The 25,654-nt window shown below is 75.0% G+C and carries 25 protein-coding genes; 8 read left to right on the top strand and 17 right to left on the bottom strand.

Annotated elements, in window-relative coordinates; genetic code table 11:
* Positions 1–47: 47 nt before the first annotated feature.
* From IE329_RS36865 to IE329_RS36845, 5 genes are all read right to left on the bottom strand, one after another.
* Positions 48–419: a hypothetical protein gene (locus tag IE329_RS36865; protein WP_190215420.1), complete on the bottom strand. Its 372-nt coding sequence runs from the start codon at positions 417–419 to the stop codon at positions 48–50.
* A gap of 232 nt (positions 420–651) precedes the next feature.
* Positions 652–1,743 (bottom strand): vWA domain-containing protein, encoded by a 1,092-nt coding sequence (locus tag IE329_RS36860; RefSeq protein ID WP_190215419.1) that lies wholly within the window; start codon positions 1,741–1,743, stop codon positions 652–654.
* 803 nt (positions 1,744–2,546) lie between these two features.
* Entirely contained in the window at positions 2,547–3,965 is a 1,419-nt protein-coding gene (locus IE329_RS36855) for an MFS transporter (protein ID WP_190215418.1), read from the bottom strand.
* 481 nt (positions 3,966–4,446) lie between these two features.
* Positions 4,447–4,800: an ArsR/SmtB family transcription factor gene (locus IE329_RS36850; protein ID WP_073925854.1), complete on the bottom strand. Its 354-nt coding sequence runs from the start codon at positions 4,798–4,800 to the stop codon at positions 4,447–4,449.
* Positions 4,797–5,243, bottom strand: coding sequence for an SRPBCC domain-containing protein (locus tag IE329_RS36845; protein ID WP_190215417.1), 447 nt, complete (start codon positions 5,241–5,243; stop codon positions 4,797–4,799). Before IE329_RS36845 ends, IE329_RS36850 begins: the two co-directional genes overlap by 4 nt.
* An 889-nt stretch (positions 5,244–6,132) precedes the next feature.
* Here IE329_RS36845 and IE329_RS36840 point away from each other — a divergent pair.
* The 4 genes from IE329_RS36840 to IE329_RS36825 all read left to right on the top strand — a co-directional run bounded on the left by IE329_RS36840 (position 6,133) and on the right by IE329_RS36825 (position 10,505).
* Positions 6,133–7,080, top strand: coding sequence for an alpha/beta fold hydrolase (locus IE329_RS36840; protein ID WP_190215416.1), 948 nt, complete (start codon positions 6,133–6,135; stop codon positions 7,078–7,080).
* 459 nt (positions 7,081–7,539) lie between these two features.
* The gene (locus IE329_RS36835) at positions 7,540–8,724 is read left to right on the top strand and encodes an acyl-CoA dehydrogenase family protein (protein ID WP_190215415.1); all 1,185 of its coding nucleotides are present in this window, start codon (positions 7,540–7,542) and stop codon (positions 8,722–8,724) included.
* 274 nt (positions 8,725–8,998) lie between these two features.
* Positions 8,999–9,715, top strand: coding sequence for an NADPH-dependent F420 reductase (locus IE329_RS36830; RefSeq protein WP_190215414.1), 717 nt, complete (start codon positions 8,999–9,001; stop codon positions 9,713–9,715).
* 379 nt (positions 9,716–10,094) lie between these two features.
* Positions 10,095–10,505, top strand: coding sequence for a GFA family protein (locus tag IE329_RS36825; RefSeq protein ID WP_190215413.1), 411 nt, complete (start codon positions 10,095–10,097; stop codon positions 10,503–10,505).
* Positions 10,506–10,587: 82 nt separating this feature from the next.
* Here the strand turns inward: IE329_RS36825 and IE329_RS36820 are convergent, their stop codons facing one another.
* Together IE329_RS36820 and IE329_RS36815 are read right to left on the bottom strand one after the other, a co-directional pair.
* Positions 10,588–11,559 carry a quinone oxidoreductase family protein gene (locus IE329_RS36820; RefSeq protein ID WP_190215412.1) on the bottom strand — a complete coding sequence of 324 codons (972 nt, stop codon included), beginning with the start codon at positions 11,557–11,559 and terminating at the stop codon, positions 10,588–10,590.
* Positions 11,560–11,992: 433 nt separating this feature from the next.
* A complete protein-coding gene (locus IE329_RS36815; protein ID WP_190215411.1) occupies positions 11,993–12,565 on the bottom strand; it encodes a TetR/AcrR family transcriptional regulator in 573 nt (190 codons plus the stop codon).
* A gap of 125 nt (positions 12,566–12,690) precedes the next feature.
* On the opposite strand from IE329_RS36815, the gene IE329_RS36810 reads away from it, so the two are divergent.
* The gene (locus IE329_RS36810; protein WP_190215410.1) at positions 12,691–13,131 is read left to right on the top strand and encodes a nuclear transport factor 2 family protein; all 441 of its coding nucleotides are present in this window, start codon (positions 12,691–12,693) and stop codon (positions 13,129–13,131) included.
* A gap of 61 nt (positions 13,132–13,192) precedes the next feature.
* Here the strand turns inward: IE329_RS36810 and IE329_RS36805 are convergent, their stop codons facing one another.
* The 6 genes from IE329_RS36805 to IE329_RS36780 all read right to left on the bottom strand — a co-directional run bounded on the left by IE329_RS36805 (position 13,193) and on the right by IE329_RS36780 (position 18,064).
* Positions 13,193–13,576, bottom strand: a complete 384-nt coding sequence (locus tag IE329_RS36805) for a VOC family protein (RefSeq protein WP_190215409.1) — start codon at positions 13,574–13,576, stop codon at positions 13,193–13,195.
* Between the two features lie 700 nt (positions 13,577–14,276).
* A complete protein-coding gene (locus IE329_RS36800) occupies positions 14,277–15,074 on the bottom strand; it encodes a VOC family protein (protein ID WP_190215433.1) in 798 nt (265 codons plus the stop codon).
* A 215-nt stretch (positions 15,075–15,289) separates the two neighbouring features.
* Positions 15,290–15,862 (bottom strand): dihydrofolate reductase family protein, encoded by a 573-nt coding sequence (locus IE329_RS36795; protein WP_190215408.1) that lies wholly within the window; start codon positions 15,860–15,862, stop codon positions 15,290–15,292.
* Positions 15,863–16,058: 196 nt separating this feature from the next.
* Positions 16,059–16,796 carry an SRPBCC family protein gene (locus IE329_RS36790; protein ID WP_190215407.1) on the bottom strand — a complete coding sequence of 246 codons (738 nt, stop codon included), beginning with the start codon at positions 16,794–16,796 and terminating at the stop codon, positions 16,059–16,061.
* Positions 16,793–17,464, bottom strand: a complete 672-nt coding sequence (locus IE329_RS36785) for an ArsR/SmtB family transcription factor (protein ID WP_190215406.1) — start codon at positions 17,462–17,464, stop codon at positions 16,793–16,795. The genes IE329_RS36790 and IE329_RS36785 overlap by 4 nt, the downstream gene beginning before the upstream one ends.
* 150 nt (positions 17,465–17,614) lie before the next feature.
* On the bottom strand, positions 17,615–18,064 hold the full coding sequence (locus tag IE329_RS36780; protein ID WP_190215405.1) for a DUF4345 domain-containing protein: 450 nt from the start codon (positions 18,062–18,064) through the stop codon (positions 17,615–17,617).
* 113 nt (positions 18,065–18,177) lie between these two features.
* On the opposite strand from IE329_RS36780, the gene IE329_RS36775 reads away from it, so the two are divergent.
* Positions 18,178–18,786, top strand: a complete 609-nt coding sequence (locus tag IE329_RS36775; RefSeq protein ID WP_190215404.1) for a TetR/AcrR family transcriptional regulator — start codon at positions 18,178–18,180, stop codon at positions 18,784–18,786.
* A 118-nt stretch (positions 18,787–18,904) separates the two neighbouring features.
* Positions 18,905–19,543 (top strand): TMEM175 family protein, encoded by a 639-nt coding sequence (locus IE329_RS36770; protein WP_190215403.1) that lies wholly within the window; start codon positions 18,905–18,907, stop codon positions 19,541–19,543.
* Between the two features lie 108 nt (positions 19,544–19,651).
* Here IE329_RS36770 and IE329_RS36765 read toward each other — a convergent pair whose 3' ends face one another.
* The 3 genes from IE329_RS36765 to IE329_RS36755 form a co-directional block, all read right to left on the bottom strand.
* Positions 19,652–20,872: a serine hydrolase domain-containing protein gene (locus tag IE329_RS36765; protein ID WP_190215402.1), complete on the bottom strand. Its 1,221-nt coding sequence runs from the start codon at positions 20,870–20,872 to the stop codon at positions 19,652–19,654.
* 157 nt (positions 20,873–21,029) lie between these two features.
* Entirely contained in the window at positions 21,030–21,731 is a 702-nt protein-coding gene (locus tag IE329_RS36760) for an NADAR family protein (RefSeq protein ID WP_190215401.1), read from the bottom strand.
* A gap of 134 nt (positions 21,732–21,865) precedes the next feature.
* Positions 21,866–24,184 carry an FUSC family protein gene (locus IE329_RS36755; RefSeq protein WP_190215400.1) on the bottom strand — a complete coding sequence of 773 codons (2,319 nt, stop codon included), beginning with the start codon at positions 24,182–24,184 and terminating at the stop codon, positions 21,866–21,868.
* A 456-nt stretch (positions 24,185–24,640) separates the two neighbouring features.
* Between IE329_RS36755 and IE329_RS36750 the strand changes: the two genes are divergently transcribed.
* On the top strand, positions 24,641–24,901 hold the full coding sequence (locus IE329_RS36750; RefSeq protein WP_190215399.1) for a hypothetical protein: 261 nt from the start codon (positions 24,641–24,643) through the stop codon (positions 24,899–24,901).
* Positions 24,902–25,042: 141 nt separating this feature from the next.
* Here IE329_RS36750 and IE329_RS36745 read toward each other — a convergent pair whose 3' ends face one another.
* Positions 25,043–25,399: a DUF4279 domain-containing protein gene (locus IE329_RS36745; protein ID WP_190215398.1), complete on the bottom strand. Its 357-nt coding sequence runs from the start codon at positions 25,397–25,399 to the stop codon at positions 25,043–25,045.
* Between the last annotated feature and the right edge of the window lie 255 nt (positions 25,400–25,654).

Below are 25,654 nucleotides of genomic sequence, written 5' to 3'. Positions count from 1 at the left end.
GCTGCCGACCGCGCGCCGTCGGGGTCGCGGGTGCCCTGTCGACGTCGTCAGAGGACGTCGTGGGTCAGGTGCGTCGCGGTGGCCGTCGGGACGGCGCCGGGCCGGACGGGTGCCGGGTGCAGCGACAGCGTGCCGACCGGCCCGGCGTCGAGCGTCGGGCGGATCAGGGCGCCGCCTCCCGTCAGGACGACGTCGAGGTCCTCGCCGTCGCGCGCCGAAGCGGCTGCGGCGCGCTCGCGCGCGGCGCTGACGGCGCCCGAGCGGACGGTCGCCTCGTGCAGGACCCGGCGGTCGTCGGGGTCGTCGGAGGACGCCCAGGTGTGCGGCGCCTCGCCGCCGGCACCCAGGCCCGGGCCGGGGTCAGGACCGGTGACCAAGCCGTCGGGGGAGACCGGGATGTCAGCGATGATCCGAGTCATGTCCGGGTGGATCCGATCCGCTGCCTGAACCCGTCGCTCATGCATGAAGTATGTGACCCGCGCCGGCCGGGCTCAACGGCACACGCCCGAAGTTCGCTGACACGGGTCAGCGGCGGCAGGCCGGGCGGGCGAGCGGCGCGGGCGGCGCCCCGGCCGCCCCCGCCCGCCCGGCTCCCCGCGCAGGACCGGGGGACCGCCGAGGCCGTGACCGTGGCCGGCCCGCGGCCGCCGGCTAGAGGAGGACCAGCAGCTTGGTGCCCGGCACCAGCTTGCGGTTGACGGACGTCGATTGGACGAACACGGTGTACGACGGGTTGTCACCCGGCTTCACCGAGGCCTCCGAGGCCGGCAGGCCGAGCAGGCTGCGGGCCGCCGGGCCGGAGAACACCCTGCCTGTCATCCGGCCGGTGGCCGGGTCCTTCTCCGCGACGGCGAGCTGCTTGCTGCCCTGGATCTTCTCGCGCTTGGACAGCTCGTAGAAGGCGCAGCCGGTCTTGTAGGCGTGCCCGGCGCCGGTGACGAAGTCGCGGATCGGCGTCTGCTGGTCGACGGGGACCAGGATGTAGGTGCCGGTGTCCAGGGCGTCGAGGTTGGCCTTCACCTCGGCGGTGTTCAGGTCCTGGCCCATGGCGAACAGGTTCCTGGTGCCGCGCACGCCCTTCTCGCGGCCCCGCAGGAAGCTCGTGGCGGCCGTCTTGACGGTGCCGATGGCCTCCTCGACGCCCTTGCCGGAGTCCGCGTCCCAGATCGCGATGTTGCCCGCGGGGAAGCCGTACTCCTGGGCGGTGCGCTTGGCGAGGGAGTTCGGGACCAGGATCGCCGAGGTCCAGTGGTCGGGGAGGTCGTCCATGGCGCCGCGGATGCGGTCCATCCAGGTGCGCAGGACGGCGGTGCCCTTGCCGCCGCTCATCCGGATGTGCATCTGGCCGCTCTCCGAGCAGCCGGAGGCGTTCTCCTCGCCGTCGGTGACGACGACCTGGAGGAAGGAGTGCTCCCCGTACCCCTCCCAGATGTTCTTCAGGTCGTCGACGGACTTCACGGCCGCCTCGATCAGCGCCGTCGCGCCGTTGTCGACCTTGTAGAGGCCCTTGAGGGACGGCAGGTGCTTGACGTCCATGTCCCAGACGAGGTTGCGCACCTCGTGGTCGAAGGCGTAGAGGCTGATGCGGGTCTCGTGACCGAGCCGGTCGGACTCCTCCTGAAGGCCCTTCACGAACTCGTCCACCACACGGACGAGCTGCGCCTCGTGCCGGCGCATCGACCCGGACCTGTCGACCACGAGCGAGACGTGGTTCACCTTGTGGTCGATCCTGTGAGCAGACATGGCTCCCCCAATTTCCGACGCCGCTTCCGACGCTTTTCATGACGCGGTTCATGACGCCGTTTCCGGCGCCTTTCCGGCGTCCCCTCCAGCGTTGTTCCCACTCTACGAGGTGGCACTGACAGTCCACCCTGACCTGCGGTTCTGTGGGAGACGGCCGTTCTCGCCCAGGAAGGACGGGTACTGACCGTCCGTCGGCCGGCGGAGGCCGGCGGGAATGCGGCGGGGCGCCGGCTGGACGGCGGCGGGTATTTCCGTTCCTTGAATTGACGGCAGGGCCGCGAACAGGGGGTGCGCCCGTCAGGGGCGGGGCGGGGACGGCGTGCAGGCGGGCCGGGCGCGTCGTGGGGCGGGCGGGGCGGGGCGGCGGGCCCGGCAGCGCGGTGCGCGGTCGCGGCCCGCCCGGGCCGTGGGCGTGAGGGGGCCGGCCGGGCGCCGCCGGCTGGCATGTCCGCGCCGGAATATCGCCTGGTCACAGGCCTTTTCGTCAGGCCCGTGCGGGTCTAGCATTCCCGGCACGGCGGCCCCACCATCCTCACCGGACGGGCTGCCGAGCAGCCCGGCCGCTCTCCCCCCGTGCGGCCGGAGCCTCCCACGGCCGGGACCCGGGCTCCCCCCTCCCGCGGTCCCGGCCGGCCCGCACGGGCGGTCCTGCCGGGCCGCGTCACCGGGGCGTCCGGCCGCGCGCCCGGGCCCGGTGGAGAACGGCGGCACCCCGCGCGCCCGGACCGGTGCCGGTCGGGACGCGCGGGGTGCGAGGGATGTTCGGGGTCCGGGTGCGGTGCTGGGCCCGGGCCGGGGCGGGGTCAGTCCAGGGAGGCGGCGAGTTCCCCGCCGGTCCCGTCGGCCACCGCCACCGGTGCCACCTGGGCCTCGGGGCGCGGGCGCAGGCCGAACCAGATGAAGGCCACGCTGACCAGGGTCACCGCGACGTTGACGCTCAGGGCGAGGTGGATGCCGGTCAGTTCGGCGCTCTGCGTGGCGGCGATCGAGCTGAGGATCGGGATGCCGACGGTGATCGCCACCTGCTGGGTCATCGAGGTCAGGCCGGTGGCCAGGCCCTGCTCCTCGTTGGGCAGGCCGGAGGTGCCGGTGACGGTGTACGCCACGATGGAGGTGACGTGCCCGAAGAAGCCGATGAACAGGGCGGGGATCAGCACGGCGAGCGCGATCCGGGCGTCACCGACGAAGACCAGCGGGAGGGTGGCCAGGCCCTGCACGATCATGCCGACGGCCAGCACCTTGCGGCTGCCGTAGCGCCCGATGGAGCGGCCGGCGACCACGCCGGCGCCCACGGCCGCCAGGCCCGGGACGCCGAAGATGAGGCCGGTGACGAGCGGGGAGAAGCCCAGCACGTTCTGCAGGTAGAGCGTCATCAGGAAGATCATGGCGGTCTCCATGCTGAAGACCACGAGACCGGCGTAGTTGCCCCACTTGACGGTGGGGCGCTTGAGGATGCGCACGGGGGCGAGAGGTGCGGGCGAGCGCAGCTCGATGGCCCAGAACGCGCCCAGCAGCAGGACGCCGACGACCGCGACGGGGATGCTGCTCTCGATGACGGAGTAGACCACGGCCAGCAGGCCGCCGCTGGCGGTCACGGCGCCCGGCACGTCGAGCTTGACCCGCTCGGGCAGGGTGCTCTCGCTGATCACGTAGGGGGTGACCACCAGGATGACCAGGGCCACCGGGATGTTGATGAAGAACGCGGCCCGCCAGCTGAACAGGCTGACCAGGGAGCCGCCGACCAGCGCGCCGACGGTGAAGCCGGCGGAGAGCAGCGCGCCGTTGAGGCCGAGGATGCGGTCGCGGACCGCGCCCTCGGCGAAGGTGCTGGTGAGCAGGGCGAGCGAGGCGGGGGTGGCCATCGCGGTGGCGAAGCCCTGCAGGACGCGGGCGGTCAGCAGCATCTGGGGGTTGGAGGCGAACCCGCCGAGGAAGGAGGCCCCGGTCAGCAGGGCCGCCCCGGACAGGAACATCCTGCGGCGCCCGAACAGGTCTCCCAGGCGGCCGAACAGCAGGGTGAAGCCGGCCGCGGGCAGCGCGAACGCGGAGGCGATCCAGGGCAGTCCGGTCAGTCCCAGTCCGACACCCTCGCCGACCTTGGGCAGCGCGACGTTGAGGATGGAGAAGTCGACGGACAGCATGAACCCGGCGCCGAGCAGGAGGAAGAGGATTAACCGTTCCCTGCTGGTGATGCGTGGGGTCGGGGCGGTGTCGGTGGTCATGGGACGGTTCCCTTCTTCAAGGCTCCGGTGCCGCCGGCAGCCGGCGGCACCGGACGGGCCGCCCTGCGGCGTCGTTCCTGCGGGTGCCCGCGGGCACGGTCCGGGCCGCACCGGCGGCGGGGACTGCGGCCGCGGCGGCCCGTGGCGGGTGACGGGCGGTACGGGGGGGCGGGACGGGGCGGGCGAACGGGGGTGGGCCGGTCGGGGCGGGGGCGCACCCGGGCCGGAACGCCTGCCCGTTCGGTGACTGTGCGTCAGATCACTGTGCGTGCGGGTGGTGCTGCCTCCGGCGGCCGGGCGGCCGGCGGACCGGTGGCCGGGTCGCCGGCCGTGGTTCTGCGCGGTGCGGCTGCCCTGCGGGGGAGCCGGCCAGTACGACGTGCGGGTGGAGCCGGCCGGGCCGCCCGGGCGGCGGGCCCGGGGTGTCCCGACCGGGGCCGGTTCCCGCCGCGCGAACGGCGGGAACCTTCGGGCCCGGGCTCTACCGGGAGTCGCGCTCGGCCGCCTCGGCGACGCGTTTGACGTCCGCCAGCCGGTGGTCCCAGTCGGCGGCGAGTGCGGACATCCACCGCGCCGTGGTGTCCAGCGCCGCGGGCCGCACCGCGTACCGCACCTCGCGTCCGACCCGGTTGCCGGCGACCAGTCCGGCCGCGTCCAGGACGGCGAGGTGCTTGACCACCGCCTGGCGCGAGACGGGCAGCCGTTCGGCGAGCGTCGTCGCGGTGACCTGGCCCTGGGCGGCGAGCAGGTCGAGCAGCTGACGTCGTGTCGGATCGGCCAGCGCCGCGAGGACGCTGTCGACCGCCGCGACGGAGCCGGGACGTTCTTCCGTCACACGGACGTTTCCTCGACGCGCTTCTTGAACGCGCCCAGCACCTGCGGCCAGCCGCCGGCGTTGTCGTTCAGCGCCTTCTCGCGGACCTCCTCGGAGGCGGCCAGCTGCCCGAAGCCGCTCTCGACGACGCGCAGACGGGTGCTGCCGCCCTCGGGGATCAGCGTGAACTCCACCAGGGTGCTGTTGTCCTCGCGCAGCTCCTCGCCGGGGAAGGCGCTGGCCCAGCGGTAGGCCACGTAGGTCGGCGGCTGGACCTTCTCCACCCGCACCGGGAACGAGCCGTACTCGGCGTTCTTCGCCACCATCGACTCGCCCTCCTTGGCCACGGTGCCGGCCAGGCTCGCCTCGTCGGCCACCCAGAAGCCGGGCTGGGCCACCAGCGACCAGACCCGCTCCAGCGGGGCCTCGATGAGGGTTTCGCGTTCGATCAGTTCCGCGCTCATAAGGGGACTCCTTCGCTACGGCCATTGAATGCACCCTCATGGTTGCACGTCCCCCCTCCATTCGCAACCAGAGAGTTGCACCCCGATCGGGTGAGATCCCGTCCCCGCGACCACCGGTTCCCGGCCGCCGGCCGCACCCCCTCCCCCGCCGCGTCCCGGCCCCCGTACCGCTCCCTGAACCGCTCCCTGAACCGCCGCTGCCCCTCCCCCGCCCCGTCCCCGCAACGCACCCGCACCTTGCCCCTGTGCTGCCGGCCGGACCCCGGAACGCGACGGGCACCGGCACGGGCAGCACGGCACGGGGCGCAGCGGGCCCGGCGCGGATGCGGCACGGGGCGCAGCGGGCCCGGCGCGGATGCGGTGCGGGCCGGACCGCCCGAGGGGCGGGGCCCGCGGGCGGACGGCCACCGGCCCGTCCGCCCCCCGGCGTGCCCCGCCCCTCCCCTCCCACCCCTCCCGCCCGCCGGCCGCGGCGCCCGTACGGATCCCGAACGCCCGGATCCCGCACGGATCCTGGCCGGACGGTTCCCGAACGCCCTTGGCCGGCGGGCGTGTTGTGCCGGACCGGGCGGCCGCCGCGCGGGGCCCACCCCGGCCCGCCCGGTGCCAAGGCCCGGCCCGGCACACGGTGAGTATGCGGGTCGCGGCGAGGTGGGCGGCTACTTCCCGGTTGCTCCCCTGCGGTGCGGGCGGGACGGTGCCGGTACACGCGGCGGGCGTGGAAAAGGAGAGCACGATGGAAGAGGTGCCCGGATGTCAGAGCCACTGATGATGGCTCATGGTCACGGTGTGACAAGGCGGTTCACCCGCGGCCGTCCCGGGACAGATCCCCGGGGTACCGAATCGGAGCACGGCTCGGCAGACATGTCCCCGCCGCCAGGAATGAGGAATGGGAACAGTGACCACGAACACGCCCGAGGAGGGCACGCCGGGGACGGGCGCGGCCGTCCCCACCGACGCCGAGCTCGCGCAGTCGCTGGCCGGGGACTTCCGCAGCGACCACATCACCGTGGAGGGCCTGCGCCTGCACTACGTCGCCGGCGGGGAGGGCAGGCCGCTGGTGCTGCTGCCCGGCTGGCCGCAGACCTGGTGGGAGTTCCGCAAGGTGATGCCCGCGCTCGCCGAGGCCGGCCACCGGGTCATCGTGCTGGACCTGCCCGGCATGGGCGGATCCGACAAGCCCGCCACCGGTTACGACAAGAAGACGATGGCCAAGGTCGTCCACGGGTTCGTCCGGGCGCTGGGCTACGACCAGGTCGACATCGCGGGCCACGACGTGGGCTCGCAGGTCGCCTTCAGCTTCGCGGCCAACCACCCGCAGGCCGTCCGCAAGGTCGCGCTGCTGGACGTGCTGCACCCCGACGCGTCCCTTTACCAGATCCCCATGCTCCCGGCGCCGGGCATGCCCTTCCACCCGTGGTGGTTCGCCTTCAACTCGGTCGCCGGCCTGCCGGAGCAGTTGCTCGCCGGCCGCGCCCGCCACCTCGTGGACTGGGTCTTCGACGGGTTCCTGCTCGACCGCGGCGCCGTCGACGAGCAGGCCCGCGCCGTGTACACCCGTGCCTACGACACCGCGGACGGGATCCGCGGCGGCAACGGCTGGTACCAGGCGTTCGGCCAGGACATCGTCGACCTCGGCACCTACGGCAAGATCGGCGCCCCGGTGCTCGGCCTGGTCTCCAACCTCGCCGACGGCCTCTTCGCCGCCCAGATGCAGGCCACCCTGCCCACCCAGGCCGGCGACGTGCGGGTCGTCGTGGTGCCCGACGCGGGCCACTACTTCGTCGAAGAGGCACCGCAGGCCGTGATCGACGAGTTCACCACGTTCTTCGCCTGACCCGCCCGCCCCGTCCCGGCCCGTGGTGCCGGACGGACCTGCCCGCCGCCACCGCCACCACCCCCGCCACCGGCGGCTTCGGCAACGGCAACGGGCGGGCCGGCGAACGGCGGTGGCGGCGGCAGGCCCCGCGGCGGCGCGGCCCGGACACCCGGACCGGACGCCCGCACGGCAGCGCGCAGCGCGCCGCCCGCGCCCGCCGGCGCCCGCACCGACCCCTGCGACACTCCCCGCACCGACCTCCTGGCCACGACCGGCCGCCGACGCGGCATGCCCGCGTCCGCTCCGGGCCGTCCGGACGGGCGGCGCGACGGGCGGGACCGGGGCGGGCCCGGCGGGCGCCGGGCGGTGCGGGCGCCGGGGCGGGCGGGAGAGCCTCCGGCGGGGTGGGGCAGGGCCCGCATGCCAGCGGATTCCGACAGGTCCAGTAGATCCAGTAGATCCAGCCAAGGAGTAGGCATGTCCACTTTCGCCGTCCCGTCCCGGGACGAACTGCTGCTGCGGGTGTCGGAGATAGCGCCCGTGCTGCGCTCCCACGCCGCGTGGTCGGCGGAGAACCGCCGGCTGCACGAGGAGGCGGTCGAGGCCCTGACCGGGGCCGGCCTGTTCCGGATGCGGATCCCGCTGCGCTACGGCGGGTACGAGGCCGACGCGCGGACCATGGTCGACGTGGTCACCGAGGTCGCCCGTGCCGACGGGTCGGCCGGCTGGGTGCTGGCCAGCTCGTTGATCGCCGGCTGGGGCCTGGGCCTGTTCCCGGACGAGGTCCAGGACGAGGTGTTCGCCGACCCCGACGGGCGGGTCTGCGCCACCATCGGGCCGGGCACCGCGACGGCCGTCCCGGTCCCCGGCGGCATCCTGGTCAACGGCTCCTGGCCGTTCATCAGCGGCGCCCTGAGCAGCCAGTGGCAGCAGAGCGCGGCGATCTTCCTCGACCCGGCGGGGCAGCCCTACCCCGTGATGGCCCCCGTCCCGGTGGCGGAGCTGGAGATCGTCGACGACTGGCACACCAGCGGCCTGCGCGGCACCGGCAGCGTCACCACCACCGCCAAGGACCTGTTCATCCCCCAGGAGCGCGTGCTGCCCGCGCCCGCGGTCCTCGGCAGCCAGTCCGCCTCCAAGCTCAACGCCGACATCCCGATGTACCGCGCCCCGTTCATCGTGGTGGGCGCCGCCACCACCGTGGGCGTCTGCGTCGGCATGGCCCTGGCCGTCCAGGACGCCTTCTTCGAGCGGCTGCCCGGACGCAAGATCGCCTACACCGAGTACCCCAGCCAGAGCGAGGCCCCGGTCACCCACCTGCGGGTCGCCGAGGCCGCCATGAAGATCGACGAGGCCCGGTTCCACGCCCAGCGCCTCGCCGAGCTGGTCGACGCCAAGTGCGCCTCCGGCGACGGCTGGGAGATGACCGAACGCGCCCGCAGCCGCGCCGACGAGGGCGCGGCCGCCCGCCTCACCCTGGAGGCGGCGCAGATCCTGGCCGGCTCCAGCGGCGGCTCCTCCGCCTACACCAAGGTCCCGCTGCAGCGCATCGTCAGCGACCTCCAGACCTTCAACCTGCACGCCATGATGAACCCCGACGTCAACGCCGAGACCTACGGCCGCGTCCTGTGCGGGCTGGAGCCCAACACCTACTACATCTGACCGCCCACCAGGCCGGCCCGGCCCCGGGAACCCCGGCGGCCGGGCGGCGACGGCGGGCGGCGGCCTCCTGGGGCGCCGCGGCGCGCCAGGGCGCCGCGCACACCCGGAGCCGGCCACCGGCCGGGGCCCCTGCGGCTCCCGGCCCCGGCTCCCGGGCGCAGCACGCCCGGGGCGCCGCCCCGGCCGCCCGTGCGGGCGCCGCGCGGCGGCGGCGCCGGGCCGCCCGCCGGCACGGAACGACCACAAGTCCCGACCCACGAAAAGGAACCGAGACATGCCCACCCTTGGAATCATCGGCAGTGGAAGCATGGGAACGGCGATCGCGAGGCTCGCGGTCGCGGCGGACATCAACGTCGTGATCGCCAACTCCCGCGGCCCCGAGACCCTCACCGCGCTCGTCGGCGAGCTCGGCCCGCTGGCCGGCGCCGGCACCGTGGAACAGGCCACCGAGAAGGCGGACCTCGTCCTGCTGGCCGTACCGATCCTCGCCTACCGCTCCGTCCCGGCGGCGCCGCTGCGCGGTCACACCGTGCTGGACACCAGCAACTACTACCCGATCCGCGACGGCCGCATCCCGGAGCTGGACTCCGAGAAGCTGACCACCAGCGAGCTGGTCCAGCAGCACCTGGAGGGCGCCCACCTGGTCAAGGCGTTCAGCAACATCCTCGGCCACCACATCACCCAGCTCGCCCGCCCCGCCGGCGCCCCGGACCGCACCGCCCTGCCCATCGCCGGGGACCACGCCGCGGCCAACGCCGCGGCGGCGGCCCTCATCAGCCGGATCGGCTTCGACACCCTCGACACCGGCCCGCTCGCGGACAGCTGGCGCTTCGAGCCCGAGTCGTCCGCCTACACCTGGCTCTACATGGCCGACCAGGACACCGCCTTCGAGGACCGCTTCGACGCCCCCGGCGCCCCCTTCCCGCTCACCTCCCTGCGCGACGCCCTCCAGGACGTCCAGCGGGTGCGGGTCGCCGCACGCACCTTCTGACCCCGCGCGGTGCCGCGCGCCCGCCCTGACGGACGGTCGGGGCGGGTGCGCGGCGGGCGGGCGGCGCCGGCAGCCGGCGGCGCGCCACGAACGGGTGAACGCGGCGCACCGCCCCTGCCGGACGCCGGCCGTGGCGGCCGCGCGCCCCCGCTTAGCCCCGTACGCGCCCGGCCTGCCGGGCCCCGGCCGTCCGGAACCCGAAGAACCGCACCGGGCACGGCGGTTGGCCCGCCCGGCCGGCCGGCCCGCCGGCCCGGGCCGACGGCAGCCGTCCCGTGCGGCGGGGCGCTCCCCCGCCCCGCGTGCCGCGGTGGTGCGCCCGCCGGGCGCATGACATATTGCTGGGCACACAACCGAGCCAGGTCCCGGGGGGACACACATGAGCGACACCGGCCAGCAGCAGACCCACACCGGCGGCTGCCTCTGCGGGAGGATCAGGTTCACCGCCGCCGGCGCGCCGTTCTACCCCCACGTGTGCAGCTGCGCACACTGCAAGAAGCTCTCCGGCGGCCCCATGATGACCTGGGTGGGGTTCCCCCTGGCGGGCTTCAGCTGGGACGGCGAGGGCGGCGAGCCCACCTGGTACGCCGAGTTCCCCGGTGCCGGACGCGGGTTCTGTCCCACCTGCGGCGCCCGCATGTGCGCCCTCGACGACGGTTCGGAGGCGGTCTTCGTCACCCTGATGAGCCTCGACGAGCTCACGCTCGTCCCGGAGAACCAGCACTTCCGTGACGAGGCGGTCGGCTGGCTCCCGCAGGTGCCCCACAAGGACCCCGCCCCGGCCTCCTGACCCGGGCGCGGGCCGTTCCCCGCACGGGCCCGCTCCCCCGGCCGGGGGCCGGGCGCGGCGTGGCCGGCGGTGCGCCCGCGCGTCAGGGGATCAGCAGCAACTTGCCGATCGAGCGGCGCTCTTCGAGGTCGGCGTGCGCGGTGGCCGCCTCCGCCAGCGGGTAGGTGGCGCCGATCGGGACGGTCACGCCGTCGGTGTGGACCCAGGAGAACACCTCCTGCGCGCGGGCGACCAGTTCCTCCCGGGTGGTGATGAAGTCCGGCAGGGTCGGGCGGATCAGCCGGATCGAGCCCCGGGTGCCCGGGCTCATGTCCAGCGGCGGGACCACGCCGCTGGGCTGGCCGTAGAGCGCCAGGGTGCCGCCGGTGCGCAGGGACGCCACGCTCCCGTCGAACGTCGCCACCCCGACCCCGTCGAAGACCACGTCCACGCCGCGGCCCTCGGTCAGCCGGGCCACCTCGGCGACGAAGTCGACCTCGGTGTAGCGGATGACCTCCTGCGCGCCCGCCTTGCGGACCGCCTCCTCCTTGGCCGCGTTGGAGACCGTCCCGATCACGCGGGCGCCCAGCAGGCGCAGCACCTGGGTCAGCAGCAGGCCCACGCCGCCGGCCGCCGCGTGCACCAGGGCGGTCTCGCCGGCTTGCACGGGGTGGCTGTCGCGGGTCAGGTAGTGGACGGCCAGCCCCTGGAGGAACACCCCGGCCGCCTGCTCGGCGCTCACGCCGGCGGGCACGGCCACGACGCGCTCGGCCGGTGCGACCACCTGTTGCGCGTAGGCGCCCGGTGCCGACACCTCCATGGTGACGACCAGGTCCCCCACCGCGAGGCCCTCGACGCCGGGCCCGAGCGCCCTCACCACCCCCGCGCATTCCAGTCCGGGGACGAACGGCACGGGTCGCGGGTACAGGCCGCTCCGCTCGTAGACGTCGTGATAATTCACGCCGATCGCCGCCACATCGAGCAGTACCTCACCGGGCCCGGGGACCGGGACGTCCCGTCCGGTCGACACCAACGCCCCGGGACCGCCGGTCCCGTTCACCACAACAGCACGCATCTACCTTTTCCCTCCGGAAGTCGTGCCTCGAATGTAAACACCGCTCCGGGGCCCAACTTCTTTGGAATTGCCCCCCACCCGAACCAAATTCCGGACGTGCGCAAAGGACCGAATAGTGGATCCCATCCGGCACTTCCACCAGACGGTCCCCACCGCTCCCACGGAGGTATGCCCTTCCCGCCGCCGCGGTCGGGCGGAAGGGTGGTTCGGTGACGAACAGCCGGGGGACGTGCGCGAACCTCCGGCGCCGTTGCGGGTGCCGGCGGTGGCATTCCGGCGCGTGCGGGGCGCCCCGTGCGGAACCCGGCCGCAGGGGCGCGGGGGCGGGGCGCGGGGCGGACGCCCGGCCGGCGGCCGACCGGCTCGGCGCCGCCGGGAACGGACGCCCGGACCGGCGGGAACGGACGCCCGGCCGACGGGGGCCGAGGGTCCGTCAGCGGGGGCGCAGGCCGTCGAGGACGACCTCGAAGACCCGTTCGCGGGCCGCGGGGTCGGTGCCGAGCTGTTCCGTCGCCGCGGTCGTGCCGGTCAGCAGGGCGATCAGCTCCGGCAGGCCCAGGTCCGGGCGGACGGCGCCGGCCCGCTGGGCCCCGGCCAGCAGTTCGGCCAGCTTGTCCCGGATCACCGCGCTCGGCTCGCGCAGGGCCGAGTGCGCGTCCATCCCGGCCGCGGCGAGCGCCCGGGTGAACTCGTTCTTGCCCGCGGACTGGTCGACCACCAGGCGGAAGCAGTCGAAGAAGGCGCCGGCGGGCCCGGATTCGGCGGCCAGCCGGGTGGTGCGGGCCGCCAGCGTCTCCAGCCTGCGCACCATCACCGCCTGCAGCAGGGCCTCCTTGGTGGGGAAGTGCCGGAAGAGCGTGCCGACCCCGACCCCGGCGGCCCGGGCGATCTCCTCGGTGCTGACGCCGACGCCGCGGGTGGTGAACTCCTGTGTGGCGATGTCCAGCAGCCTGGCCCGGTTGCGGGCCGCGTCCGCGCGCAGCGGGCGCTGTGGAGCGCCGCTCATCCCTGTCGTCCCTTCGCCCCGGACGGCTGACCAGGCGTCCTGGACAACCGGATCCGCCAGTCCGTATCGTTTCTTACCGGAGTCGCCAGTCCGTTTCTGGCGACCGGTCCCGCTGGAGGTCGATCATGTCCGAAACGCCGTCGCCGCGCGAGGTCTTCCTGGAGCTGCTCGCGGGCATCACCGCGGGACGGTTCGCGGACCTGGCCGGGCTCTACGCCGAGGACGCCGTGGTGGAGACCCCCTTCGTGCCGGCGGGGCCGCGCCGCATCGAGGGGCGGGCCGCCCTGGGGGCCCGGTTCCAGGAGGTCGCCGAGCACTCGCCGCTGGACCTGACGTCGGCGAACGTGGTGGTCCGGGAGACCGACGACCCGGAGGTGGTCGTCGCCGAGTGGGACTACCGGGTGCACCACCGGGTGACCGGGCGGAGCGTGGAGGCCGCCAACATCCAGGTGCTGCGGGTGCGCGACGGCCTGATCGTCCACAGCCGGGACTACCACGACCACCTGGCCCTCGTCGTGGCCGGCGACAGCCTGCCGCAGCTGGTGGCGGCGCTGGGGGCCGCGTAGCGCGGACACGGGCCCGGGACTCCCCCGCGGCGGGTGCGCGGCGCGTGCGCGGCTCCGCCGGTCACAGGGGCCGGACCCGGGCGCGCAGGAGGCAGAACTCGTTGCCCTCCGGGTCGGCCAGGACGTGCCAGCTCTCGGCGCCGCTCTGGCCGACGTCCACGGGCCGCGCGCCGAGCGCGAGCAGCCGCTCCAACTCGGCGTCCTGGTCCCGGTCGGTGGCGCTGACGTCGATGTGCAGCCGGAGCTTGCCGGCGCGCGGGTCGCTGCTGGGGCTGAGGACGAGGGTGGGCTGCGGGCCGCCGGGCCCGGCGCCGGGCGGCCCGATCTCGATGCTCCCGTCGTCCTCCCGGCCCAGCTCCCGGTACCCGAGGACCTCGCTCCAGAACGCGGCGAGCAGCTCGGGGTCGGCGCAGTCGACGACCAGCTCACTGATGCGGCATGCCATGGGCGTCAGTGTACGGAGCCCCCTGGGGGGACGAGGGGCTCCTGCCGCCCGCGGCACCCGGCGCCGACGCGGGGACCGGGCCGGCGCGGCGACACCCCGCAACGCGGCGGCCGGGACGCGGGGCGCGGTGCCGCAGCGCAACCGCCCGGAGGGGCGAGACGGGGCCGGGCCGGGCCGCTGTGCCGTCAAGTCGCTGGGCCGGGGCCGGGGCCGGGGCCGGGGGCATCATGGTGGGACGCGGCGGTCCGCCGCCCGGGAGGCCCGGAGGCACGGGAGGCCCGGAGGCACGGGAGGTCCGGTGGAATTCTCGTGGCCGGGGACTTTCCCGCACCCCGTCGGGTTCGCGGCCGTCGGCTTCGGCTTCGAGGCGCTGGGCCTGCGGGAGATCGTCTCCTTCACCGTCCCCGGCAACCTGCCCTCGCGCGCGGTCATGGAGCGCCTGGGCATGACGCACGACCCCCGCGAGGACTTCGACCATCCGCGGCTCCCGGCCGGGCACGCCCTGCGCCGGCACGTGCTCCACCGGCTCGCGCGCCCGGCGCCCGGCCCGCGCCCCCGCGCGGTCCTGAGCGCGCGGCGCGTACGGGCCGGGACGCGCCGGGCCGGGACGGCCTCACGTGGGGCCGGGACGGCGGCGGGAGGGACGGCGGCGGGGACGGGCGCCGCCCCGGCGGGCGGGCCGGGGCGGCGCCCGTCGCGGTCAGTCGGCCTGGCCGGGCATGGTGGGGGTGATCACCGCGAAGGTGCCGCCCTGGGGGTCGGCGAGGACGGCCATCCGCCCGGCGGGCATGTCGAAGGCGGGGGCCATGACGCTGCCGCCCGCCCGGACCGCGGCGTCCTGGACGCTGTCGACGTCGTCGACGCTGAAGTACGCCAGCCAGTGCGGCGGGACCCCGGGCGGCAGGGCGGAGAGGTCCATCATCCCGGCGACCGCACGATCGGCGACCTTGAACTCGGTGTACCCCTCGGCGCCGGGCAGCTGGGTGGGGGCGGTGGTGACCGGCAGCACGGCCGAGTAGAACGCGGCGGCGGCGCCGGTGTCGCCGGTGTTCAGCTCGTTCCAGGTCAGCGCGCCGTGCTCGTTGACGATGCCGGCCCCGTCGAAGGTCCCGGGCTGCCAGAGGCCGACGACGGCACCGGTCGGGTCGGTGACGACGGCCATCCGCCCGAGGTCCATGACGTCCATCGGGCCCATCATGACGCTGCCGCCGGCGTCCGTGACGCTCTTGGCGGTGGCGTCGATGCCGTCGGTGGACAGGTAGGTCGTCCACACGGTCGGCGGCATCGGGTCGGGGGTGGAGCCGTCGGGGTTGGAGGCACGCATGATCCCGGCCACCGGCTTGCCCTTGAGGGTGCAGACGGAGTAGCCGCCGGTCTCCGGCGGGCCGATCTCCCCCTGCCAGCCGAACAGGTCGCGGTAGAAGTCGAGGGCGGCCTGCTGGTCGGGGACCATCAGGTCGATCCAACAGGGGGTGCCGGGCTTGTAGGGGCCGTTCATGTCGGGCACGGATGCCTCCGGGGCGATCGCTTACCGATGAGGGAAGGGCGGTTGCGTCCATACCCGGCTCCCACCGGCCGAATCGGGCCGGATGGCTGAATCCGGCCCCCGCGCGGCAGGGCGGCACCCCGGCCGGGCCCGTCGGGGCGGCCCGCGGCGGCCCACCGCCGGGCCGCCGGGCCGCGGGCGGGCAGGCCGTCAGGCGGGCGGGCGGGTCAGCGGACCACGTCGAAGATCTGCTTCTGGAGGCCGTTGGGGTAGACCTCGTGCTCGACGAGCCTCAGCTTCTGGGTGTCCTTGTCCGTGGTGCTGAACAGCCGCTTGCCGGCGCCGAGCAGCAGCGGGAAGACGAGCAGGTGGTAACGGTCGATCAGGCCGGCGTCGGAGAGACCGTGGTTCAGGGTGGCGCTGCCGTGGACGATGATCGGGCCGCCGTCGGTCTCCTTGAGGGCGGCGACCTCGTCCAGCGAGCGCAGGATGGTGCTCTCGCCCCAGTTCGGGACGAGCCCGTCCTCGGTGAGGGTGGTGGAGACGACGTACTTGGGCAGCGTCCTGTACCGGGCGAACTCCGGCATGTCGGGCCAGACGGGACTGAAGGCCTCGTAGCTGGTGCGGCCCAGCAGGACCGCGGCGGACTCCCGCTGCTCGCGCTCCTTGATCTCGAAGGCCTCGGGGAGGAACTCGACGTCCTTGAAGGTCCAGCCGGAGTTGCGGTAGCCGGGCTCGCCGCCGGGTGCCTCCACGACGCCGTCCAGGGAGACGAAAGCGGTGCTGATGAGGGTGCGCATCGGGGTTTCCTTCGGTCTGTCGGGTCGTGAAGTGTCAGGTCGTGCAGTGCAGTGCCGGGTCAGGTCGTGAAGTGTCGGGCCGGGTCGGGTCGTGAAGTGTCGGGCCGGGTCGGGTCGTGAAGTGTCGGGCCGGGCCGGATCGGGCGGTGCCGGATCGGGCCGGGTGGATCGTGGTGCGGGCCGTACGGGAGCGCGGTCAGCCCAGGAGTCCGGCCAGCCATCGCTGCCAGGCGTCCTCGGCCCCGTCGGTGTCCGCCCCGAACAGGTGGTGGAAGGCCAGGGCGATGCCGGGGCCGTGGTGGAAGGTGTAGAGGCCGTCGGCGGTGCGGATCCCGAACCGCTCCTCGTCCGCCCAGACCACCTCGCCGTCCAGCGGCGGCAGGCCCGCCGGCCGGGCGGCCGCCCGCGCGCCGACGGCCGGCGGCAGGGGCAGCGACAGTGCGCGGGCGAGCGCCGCCCAGACGTCCCGGGGCGGGCGCGGGCCGGTCGGCACCGCGGCGAAGACCGGGACGGCGGTGCGGCCGGGGAAGTGGGCCAGGTACTGGCGCAACGTGCCCAGGTGGAAGGGCCAGCCGCGGCGCAGCGCGTCGTACTCGTCCTGCCAGTCGTCGCCGAGCAGGCCGCTGTGGACGACGCGCAGGACGGTGCCGGCGCCCTCGCGTCCTTCGATGAGGTACTCGAAGGCCATGAACCGGCCGTCCTCGGCGGCGGGTGTGCGGGTGGCGAAGCGTTTGCCGGGTTCGTAGGCGGTGACCAGGGCCTCCTGCCGGTGGCCGCCGGTCTCCATGGCGGCACTGCCGCCCTCGCGCGGCTCGACCTCGTTGCGGCCCATGAACCAGGAGTCGATGCCCGGCCCGGTGGCGATCGCCTCCCAGACCTGTTCCGGGCTCGCCGGCAGGGTCGTCTCCAGTTCGATCTCGAACGGGTGCGTCATCGTCGGTTCTCCTGTGCCGCTTCGGGTGGTGCCGGTGGTGCCGGTGGTGTCGGTGCGGGGGTGTCGGTGGCGGGCCCCCGGGGGGCGGTGGTGGTGGGGACCTGGTGGAGTCCGACGACCACCCGGTGGGTGCGGCCGGCCGGGGTGCTCTCGTCGTGGTAGCGGCCGACGAGGGCGGCCACGCTCCGGGCGAGTTCCTCGGCGAAGGCCGCCCGGTCGGCCGCGGAGGCGAAGCGCACCTCGGCGTCGATGCCGAAGGAGGCGACCCGCTGCCCGGCCCGTGCGGCGCCGGTCAGCAGTTGGCCGACCTCCTGGACCAGCCGCGAGCCCAGGGCGAGCAGCCAGCGGGCCGAGAGCTGGTCGGGCGAGCGGGCGGGGTCGGGGCTGACGGCGGCCAGCACGATCGGGGAGATGACGTAGGAGGCGGCGGTGGCGCGGTACACCCGCTCGGTGACGTTGCCCTTGCGGCGTTCCTCGGCGAGCTCGACCAGCCCGTGCCGCTCCAGTTCCTTCAGGTGGTAGTTGACCTTCTGCCGGGGCAGGCCCAGGCGGGCGGCCAGCATGGTGGCCGAGCCGGGCTCGGCCAGGGCGGCGAGGATCCCGGCCCGTATCGGGTCCAGGGAGGCCTCGGCCGCGGCGGGTTCTTCGATCACGGCGACGTCCAGCACCCCTCCAGGATCCGTCCGACAAAAATATTTGTCAAGACGAAAAAACCTGTCGGTGGACGCCCGGCGGCGGCCGCCCCGGCGGCGGCCGGCGCCGCCACTCCCCCGGCGTCGGGGCCGGGGCGTCGGGGCCCGAGCGTCAGGAGCGGGGTGTCAGGACCGGGGAGCCCCGGCCCCCTTCCGTGCGCCCGCCACCGGGGTGCCCGCCTGCGGACGGGTCGCCCCGAAGGCCCGTTCGTCGGCGTCCGCGAGCCCGAACAGGAGCGGCGGCAGGCCCAGTTCGAGCACCGCGAGGACGAGCTGGAACCACTGCGGCGGCCCGTTCAGCGCCAGCGAGAGCAGCCGTCCGAGGCCACCGAGCAGGAACACGCCGGCGAGCAGGCGCACCGCCGTGGCCGGCACGGGCCGCTGCCGGGCCGCCCAGAGCCAGGCCAGTCCGTACCCGGCGAAGCTCGCGCCCATGAAGCGGCCCCAGCTGTCGATCGTCGCCCCCGCGTGCGCGGCGCCGGGGATCGCCGCGTTGCCGAGGGCGAGGTGGAACAGTCCGATCGCCACACAGGACCACCCCATGAGCCGCACGAGCACTCGGAGAGTTCTGGCCATGACCCACCACCCCGTCTTCCGTCGTCCGCCCGGGAAGCATTAGTAGACACACGTCTACTAGCCGGGTCCAGGGTAGGCCCAGGAAGTAGACGCGTGTCAAGTAAGCTGGCCGCGTGCCACCGCCCCGCCGGCGCCTCAGCCCGGCCGAACGCCGAGCCCAGCTCCTGTCCGTCGGAGCCCGGCTCTTCGCCGGACACCCCTACGAGGACGTGCTCATGGAGGACGTCGCCCGGCAGGCCGGCGTCTCCCGGGCGCTGCTCTACCGTCACTTCCCCAGCAAGCAGGCGCTCTTCGCCGCGGTGTACCAGGAGGCGGCGGACCGGCTGCTGGCCGAGACCCGCCTCGACCCGGCCGACTCGCTGACCGACCAGCTCGTCCAGGGCATGGACGTGCACCTGGACTACTTCATCGCCAACCGCCACGCCGTGATCGCCGCGAACCGCGTCCTGGCCGGCGACCCCGTCGTCCAGACGATCATGACGGGCGAGCTGGACGCCCTGCGGGCCCGCCTGCTCGCCGTCCTCCCGCTCGCCGGCGACCCCGCCCGCGACGCGGTCTCCGCCGTCCTGCGCAGCTGGCTGGTCTTCGTCCAGGTCCTCGTCGTCGACTGGCTCGGCGAGGAGACCTGCACCCGCACCCAGCTGCGCGACGTCTGCGTCGGCGCCGTCCTCGGGGCCCTGCGCCCGCTGCTGCCCGACGCGGCGGAACCCCGGCGGGAGTAGGCGCGGCCGGGCCCGGACGACCGGTCCGCCGGCGGCCCGGGCGGCCCCCGGTGTGTCGCAGCGCCCGCCGGGGCCGCCGCCGCGGGGAGGATGGGCCGCAGCGACGAAGGAGGCTGCGGTGCGGGCGAGGAACCTGCGGAGGTACGAGGAACGCGCCGCGGACCGGATGATCTTCTTCTCGGACGCCGTGGTGGCGATCGCCATCACCCTGCTGGCCCTCGAACTGCCGGTGCCCGAGGGCCCGACGGTGGCGGCGTTCCGGTCGGCGGTCCACGACGACCTCGACCACTACCTGGCCTTCCTGATCAGCTTCGCCGTGATCGCCGCCGCCTGGGGCCAGCACAACCGGGTCTTCCGCTACACCGAACGCACCGACGCCAGACTGCGCACGCTCAACGCGTGCTGGCTCGCGACGGTCGTGCTGAACCCCTTCGCCACCAAGCTGCTCACCACGGAGGGGGACGACACGGAGACGGTGGGCCTGCGGTTCGGCTTCTACGCCCTGCTGCAGTTCCTGGCCCTCGCGGCGGTGGTCGCCATGGAACGCCGGATGACCTCGCGGCGGCTGCGCGACCCGGACGTCCCCGCCGGCCTGGTGGCGGCCGGGGATCCGGTGCTGTACGGGATGCTGGCCGGCTTCGGGCTGTCCGTCCCGGTGTTCTTCCTGACGCCCTACGGCTGGATCCTGTGGATCGTGCTCCCCAAGGCGGCCGGGCGGCTGTTCCGGACCAGGCCGCACCCGGCCGCCGGCGACTGACCGGCCGTCACCCCGGCCGCGGCGGCCGGGTGCCGGCCGGCCGGAGTGCCGGGTTGCCGGGTTGCCGGGGGCGGGGTGACGGGGGGTGCCGGCCGGTCAGCCGGCCGGTCAGCCGGCCGGGGCCGGGATCGGGTTGTCCGGGGCGAGGCGGGCGGCGATCTGCGAGGCGATCAGCTCGGCCGTGTTGACGTCGGGCGAGCCGGGTCCCTTGGTGGTGGAGACGGCGATCGCCAGGTGCTCGCAGGGCAGGTAGGCCTGGATCGCGGCGTAGCCGGAGAAGGACGGGTTCTGAAGGATCCAGCCGTTCTCCACCAGGACGGTGAAGCCGAAGTGCAGCGCCTCGGTGTTGTGGAGGCAGACCGTCGGGGGGCAGATGTCGGTGGGCCCGCCGAGGCCGACGGTGCCCGGGTCGAGCTGGGTGCGGAAGCCCTCCGGCGAGAGCAGCTCGCCGGTGCCGACGGCCTGCGCCGAGCGGGCCAGGTCGCAGATGTCGGTGGTGATCACGGCGCCCCGCGCGGTCGTCCACGACGGGTTCCAGAAGGTGGACTCCTCGTAGACGCCGCGCTCCGAGGTGAAGGCGTGCAGCACCGGGGCCGGGATCTCGGGGGTGAAGTCGTTCCGCGTGTTGCGCAGCCCGAGCGGGCCCGTGACGCGCTGCTCCAGCAGCTCGTCCAGCGGGGTGCCGGTGATCTTCTCCAGGGCCTCGCCGAGCAGCACGAAGTTGGCGTGCGAGTAGCTCCAGTTGGTGCCCGGCTCGTACCAGAGCGGGTGGCTGAAGGGGTAGGCGAGCACGTCGTCGTCGGTCCAGTGGCGGAACGGGTGGGCCTCCAGCTCGGCGAGGAAGGCCGGGTCGGTGACGTAGTCGTGCAGGCCCGAGGTGCTGGAGCCGAGCATCCGCAGGGTGATCCGGTCGGCGTGCGGCACGTCCGGCAGCCAGCGCGAGATCGGCTCGTCGAGGCCCACCACGTGCTCGTCCACCAGTTGCAGCAGCACCGTGCCCATGTAGGCGATGCCCACCGAGCCGGCCCGGAAGTGCATGTCCGGCTCGGCCGGCACGCCCGTCATGGACTCGCCGAGCGCGGTGGTGATCAGTTCGCGGCCGTCGACGGTGACCTTGAGGAGCACCGAGTTGAGGCCGTACTGCTCCTTGCCCTGCCGGGCGATGTCCAGCACCGTCCTGGCCGGCCCGGCGGAGGGCTCCGGGGAGCGGACGCAGGCGTGCCCGCCGTGCGGGGCGTCCGACAGGGCGAGGGCGCCGGCGCTGCCGGGCAGGGATGTGGCGATCATGGTGGCGGCGGCGAGAGCCAGGGCCGCTCCGGTACGTGTCATTCCACACTGTCTACGGACGGGGCGGGCCGAACCGGGCAGGACACTCGGCACGGTCCTCCGTCCGGCAGACACCCGACGCGTTCTGCCGGTGCGTCAGCCCCGGGCAGGCGGGCCCCGGTCCCGGCCGGCCGGGGTCGGCGGGCCCCGGCCGTGACGGTCAGTCCGTGACGCTCAGCTCGGCCCGGACCAGTTCGAGGAGCCGGCCCATCCAGTTGCGCCCGGCGCGGGTCCCCTCGCCCCAGTAGGTGGAGGCGGGGTCGTGGTAGCGGATGGTGGCATCGCCCGTCGCCAGGAGGGTCCGCGCCGCCGCCGGGTGCTGGGCGAACTTGGCGCGCAGCACCCGGGCCATCACCGCCGGGCGGGCCCGGGCCGGGCCGGGCGGGCTGTCCAGGGCCCGGAAGGCCTCGGCGGCGCACGGGTGGCAAACCTCGTCGAGGGTGACCGGGGTCGGGTGGTCGTTGTGCAGTTCGGCGAGCGAGAACTCGTCGACCAGCACCGCGGGGTGGGCCGGCGGCCCGGTGTGCCCGGGCGGCCCGTTCAGCCGCTCGACGTCCGCCCGGACCTCGGCCAGCAGGCGCTCCGGGGTGAGGAAGGTGTGCGCCGAGGTGAACCGCCAGGTGGCGAGTCCGGGGGCGGTGCCCCGGGCGCCCTCGGGGATCCGGGCGGCCACCTGGCCGTAGCCGACCCGTTCGGCGAACTCCGCCACGGTGGACAGGCCGCAGCAGTCGACCAGCCCGTCCGCGTACACGGTCAGTTCGGTGAGGTGGTGGACGCCGGCGTGGTGGGCGAAGACCGGGCGCCGCAGACCGGGGATGCGTTCGCCGTCCGAGTACCTGAAGGTGCGCCGCTCGCCTGACATGACGGCCAGCCTAGGGGAACGGGGGCGCCCTCCCGGGGCGCGGGGTCACCGGGCAGCGGGGTCCGCGGGGGCGGGACGGGGACGGGTGCGGGGGTCAGGGGGCGGGGGTCAGGGGGCGGGTGCGGGTGCGGGGGTCAGGGGGTGCGGCCGGGCGCGGGGGCCGGTTCGGCGCCGGGGGGCGAGACGGCGGCGAGGTCGTCCAGCAGTCCGCTCAGCCAGACGCTGAGGTCGGTGGCGGTGAGCAGCAGCGGGTCGGCGGGCGGGCGGGCCGCGAGGGTGCGTTCGCCGAGCAGGACCTCCTCGGTCTCGGCGAGTCGCAGTTCGGTGCGGCCGGGGCGTCTGCGCCGGCGCAGTCCGTGGCTCTGCTGCTGGAAGGCGCCGGCGACCAGGACGGCGTCCCGCTCCAGGCGTTCGACCGTCCGGGGCCAGGGGGCGAGGGAGCCCGGCGGGCAGCGGGTGAGGAGTTGTTCGGCGCCCCTGGTGGTGTGCTGGCAGGCGAGCAGGGCGGCCTGCCAGTTGGGGCCGTCCATCGCCTGGTCGTGCCGTTCGGTCTGGAACTGGGCGTAGGAGGCCTCGGCGAAGGTCAGGGTGTGCTGGGCGCGGCGCAGGGCTCCTGTGCCGGTGGTGGTGCCCGTCACCACCGCGACGGTCTCCTGGAGTGCCAGTGCGCTGTCGCGGAGCAGGTCGGCGACCGAGCGGCGCAGTTCGCTGCCGCCGCCGCGCGGCCAGGCGCAGAGGCCGGCCAGGGTGCCGACGGCGGCGCCGGTGACCACGTCGATCAGCCGGGTCTCGGCCAGGCGCCAGTCGGACGGGGCGAGCTGGGTGAAGATCATCGCGACCACCACGGTGAACAGTCCCTGGCCCCAGGCCAGGCCCAGCAGCGGGCCGGCCGTGAAGGCGACCAGCATGGCCACCGGCAGGACGGCGGCGTAGACGGCCGGCCGCTCGCCGACGGCGAGGAGCAGCGGCACGGTGGCGAGGGCGCCGAGCAGGGTGCCGGTCAGGGCCGGGCGCAGGGTGGTCCGGGTGTCGGCCGCGCAGGTGCGCATCAGGGTCAGGGTGGCGAGCAGTGCCCAGAAGCCGTGGGCCAGGTCGAGGGCGCCGGCGACGAGCCGTGCGGCGGCGAGGGCGGCGGCGATGCGCAGGGCGTTCTGGAAGTACACCGAGCGGGGGGTGAGGTGTCCGCGGAACCTGCGCCACCAGAGCGTGCGGGTGGGCAGGTGGGCGTACCAGAAGGGGCTGCGCCAGCGGTCGCCGGGGTGCGGGTCCGGCGGTACGGGTGCGTGGCGGCTGATCCGGACGGCGATCAGCAGGAAGCGGGCGCCCTCGGCGGCGTCCAGGGCGATGCAGCCGAGCCGCAGCCTGGCCTCGGCGGCCTGGGGCGTGGCGGGCCAGGGTTCCTGGGCCGGTTCGGCGCGGGCCGTCTCGAAGTCGGCGATCGCCTCCTCGACGGGGGCGGGGTCGGGTGCCGGTGCGTGGGCGCGGACCGCGGGTGCGGCCTCGCGCAGGGCCCGGGCGGTGGCCCGCAGCAGGACGGCGGTCTCCGGGGTGGGGGCGCCCGCCCCGAGGGTGACGACCCGGGCCAGTTGGGTGCGGGTGTAGCGCAGGGCGGCGGCCGCGTGGGTGAGTGCGCGGTCCGCCGCGCCCGCGGAGGCGGGGCGTTCCAGGACGGGGACCCGGGTGGGGCGCAGGCCGTCGACGGCGGCCCGGCTGGCGGCCAGCGGGCCGCTCGCGCCGGCGCTCCGGCCGGGGCCGGCGGCCTGGGCGGCGGGGCCGGTGGGGTCGTTGGGGCCGGGCCCGGTGGGGTCGCGGCCGGTGGGGGCGGCGGGGCCGGTGGGGGCGCGGCCGGTGGGGGCGGTTGCGGTGGCGGGGCCGGGGTCGTCGAGGTCGGTGGCGCCGGCGCTGGCCCTGGGCGCCGTGCAGGCGTCGGCCGCGCTGTCGGCCAGCCGCGCCACCGTCTCCGTGGCGCGGGCGAGCCGGTCCTGGTAGCGCACGGGGGTGCGTTCCGGCCAGAGCGCCAGCTCGGCGCCGGCCAGCAGGACCAGTCCGATGCTGACCCCGGCGAGCCGGGAGGGCAGTGCCCCGGGCTGGTAGGGCGGGAAGCACGGCAGGATGTAGAACAGCTGGAGGCCGTTGGCCAGTCCGACCAGCCGTGGCCCGCCGACCGACCCGTACGCGACGGCGAACCCGACGACCAGCATGCCGAGCGCCGCCGACCAGGCCCGCACCGCCAGCAGGGTGCCGGTGGTGACCAGCAGGTAGGCGCCCGGCAGTACCGCCAGCAGCGTCCGGGCGCGGTCCTCGGGGCCGCCGCCGAGCTGGGAGAGGACACCGGTGGCGACGGCGGCGAACAGCGCGTAGGTGGCCATCGTGTCGTCGTGCAGGGCGTAGCGGCAGACGTAGAAGCCCGCGCAGGCCACCAGGGTGACCCGCAGTGCGCGGTGCACGGCCACCAGGTGGGGATCGCGGCGGCGCAACCACCCGGGGGCTCCGGGCAACCGGCCCATCGGCACCTCGCTCCCTCGGTGTGCGCAGGGGTGTGCGCAGGGGTGTGCGTGCGGACGCGCGGGTCCCGGCCGGCGGTCCTGCGCCCGTGTCCCGGCCGTGGTCCTGAGCCCGTTGCCCGGCCGCGGCCCCGGCCGGCGTGCCCGCCGGCCCCGTTCACCACGGTACGGCGCGTCGCCGTCCCGGTCCTGCGCTGAAGGCCGCCGTCCCGGTCCTGCGCTGAAGGCCGCCGCGCCGGCCCGCGGGCAGGGTGCCCGCCGTGGGCCTTCCTTGACAGCAAGGCAAGGCTTGCCTAACTTCATCTCCCATGTCTTCGAACTTCCCCGGCCCGGCGGCACCTCCCCCGGCCGCGCCCGCGCCTGCCCGCGCCACCCGGGCCCTCGCCCCGGCACGGGGGCGCTGACGTGCTCCCCATCGACCCGCAGGCGGACATCGGCCGGCGCGCCTGGGCGCCCTGCCCGACCTGCCGCACGCACGAGACCTGCGACGCCTGCCGCGACGGCCGCAACTGCGCGGACCACTGGCGCTACCTGCTCTCCAACACCGGCAGCCTCCTCCACCTCCAGTGCCCCGGCTGCACCGACGTCTGGGACCACGAGACGGGCTTCGGTGCCACCCGCTCCGGCCTCGACCGGCTCCTGCGACGGGCCCTCGGGCACGGATAGCACCCGCACGGCGACGGCGAACCGACCCCGGGGGCGCAGGGGCCGCCTTCGCGGGGCTCTGTGCCGGAGAGGGATCGCGCCCCGGACTGCCGGGGTCGCTGGTACCGGCTCGTGCACCCGGGCAAGTACGGGGCGACCTGCTCAGCCGGCGTCCCCGTCGTCTCCGGTCATGTCGTACTCGTCGACGTCCGGCCCGGCACCGACGCGGTGAGGAAAGTCCAGGACATCGCGGTCCGGATGCCGGCCCGCGAGTTCGGCGATGCGGTCCGTGCAGGGCCGAAGCCTGTCGAGGATGCGGGTGATCTGCTCGTCGGCGCACAGGCCGGGCTCCCGGCAGACGACCTTCCAGCAGTGGCCGGCCGGGATCGCCTTCGGCTCGGTGGAGCGGCTGCCGCGGACGGACACCTCGTCAGGCGTGATGCCCAGGTGCGAGGTCGTCTCGTCGGCGGAGATGTGCCGGCTGAACAACGCGAAGTAGGCGTACTGGCGGAGAGGCATCCGGGGAGGACAGCGGTGCGAGAGTGCGCCGGGCGGGATCGTGCAGGTGAGCTGGGAGCGCGCACCCCGTGTCCGGGCGGCCGGGATGCCGGGAGGGCGGCGCGGGCCGACGTGGTGTCGGGGTGCGCCGTCCTGGGGGGGGTGGGGCGCGGGGTCGGGGTGGGGGCCGTGGTGCGGGCCTCGTGGTCACCGGGGGCTATTTGGGGTCGCGGTTGAAGGTGGTGGTGGACCAGCGGTAGCCGAGGGCGGTGAGGG

Source organism: Kitasatospora indigofera (genome assembly GCF_014655955.1).
Lineage (GTDB): Bacteria > Actinomycetota > Actinomycetes > Streptomycetales > Streptomycetaceae > Kitasatospora > Kitasatospora indigofera.
The sequence above is the reverse complement of the archived record's forward strand: the minus strand, read 5'-3'. Positions and strand labels throughout refer to the sequence as shown.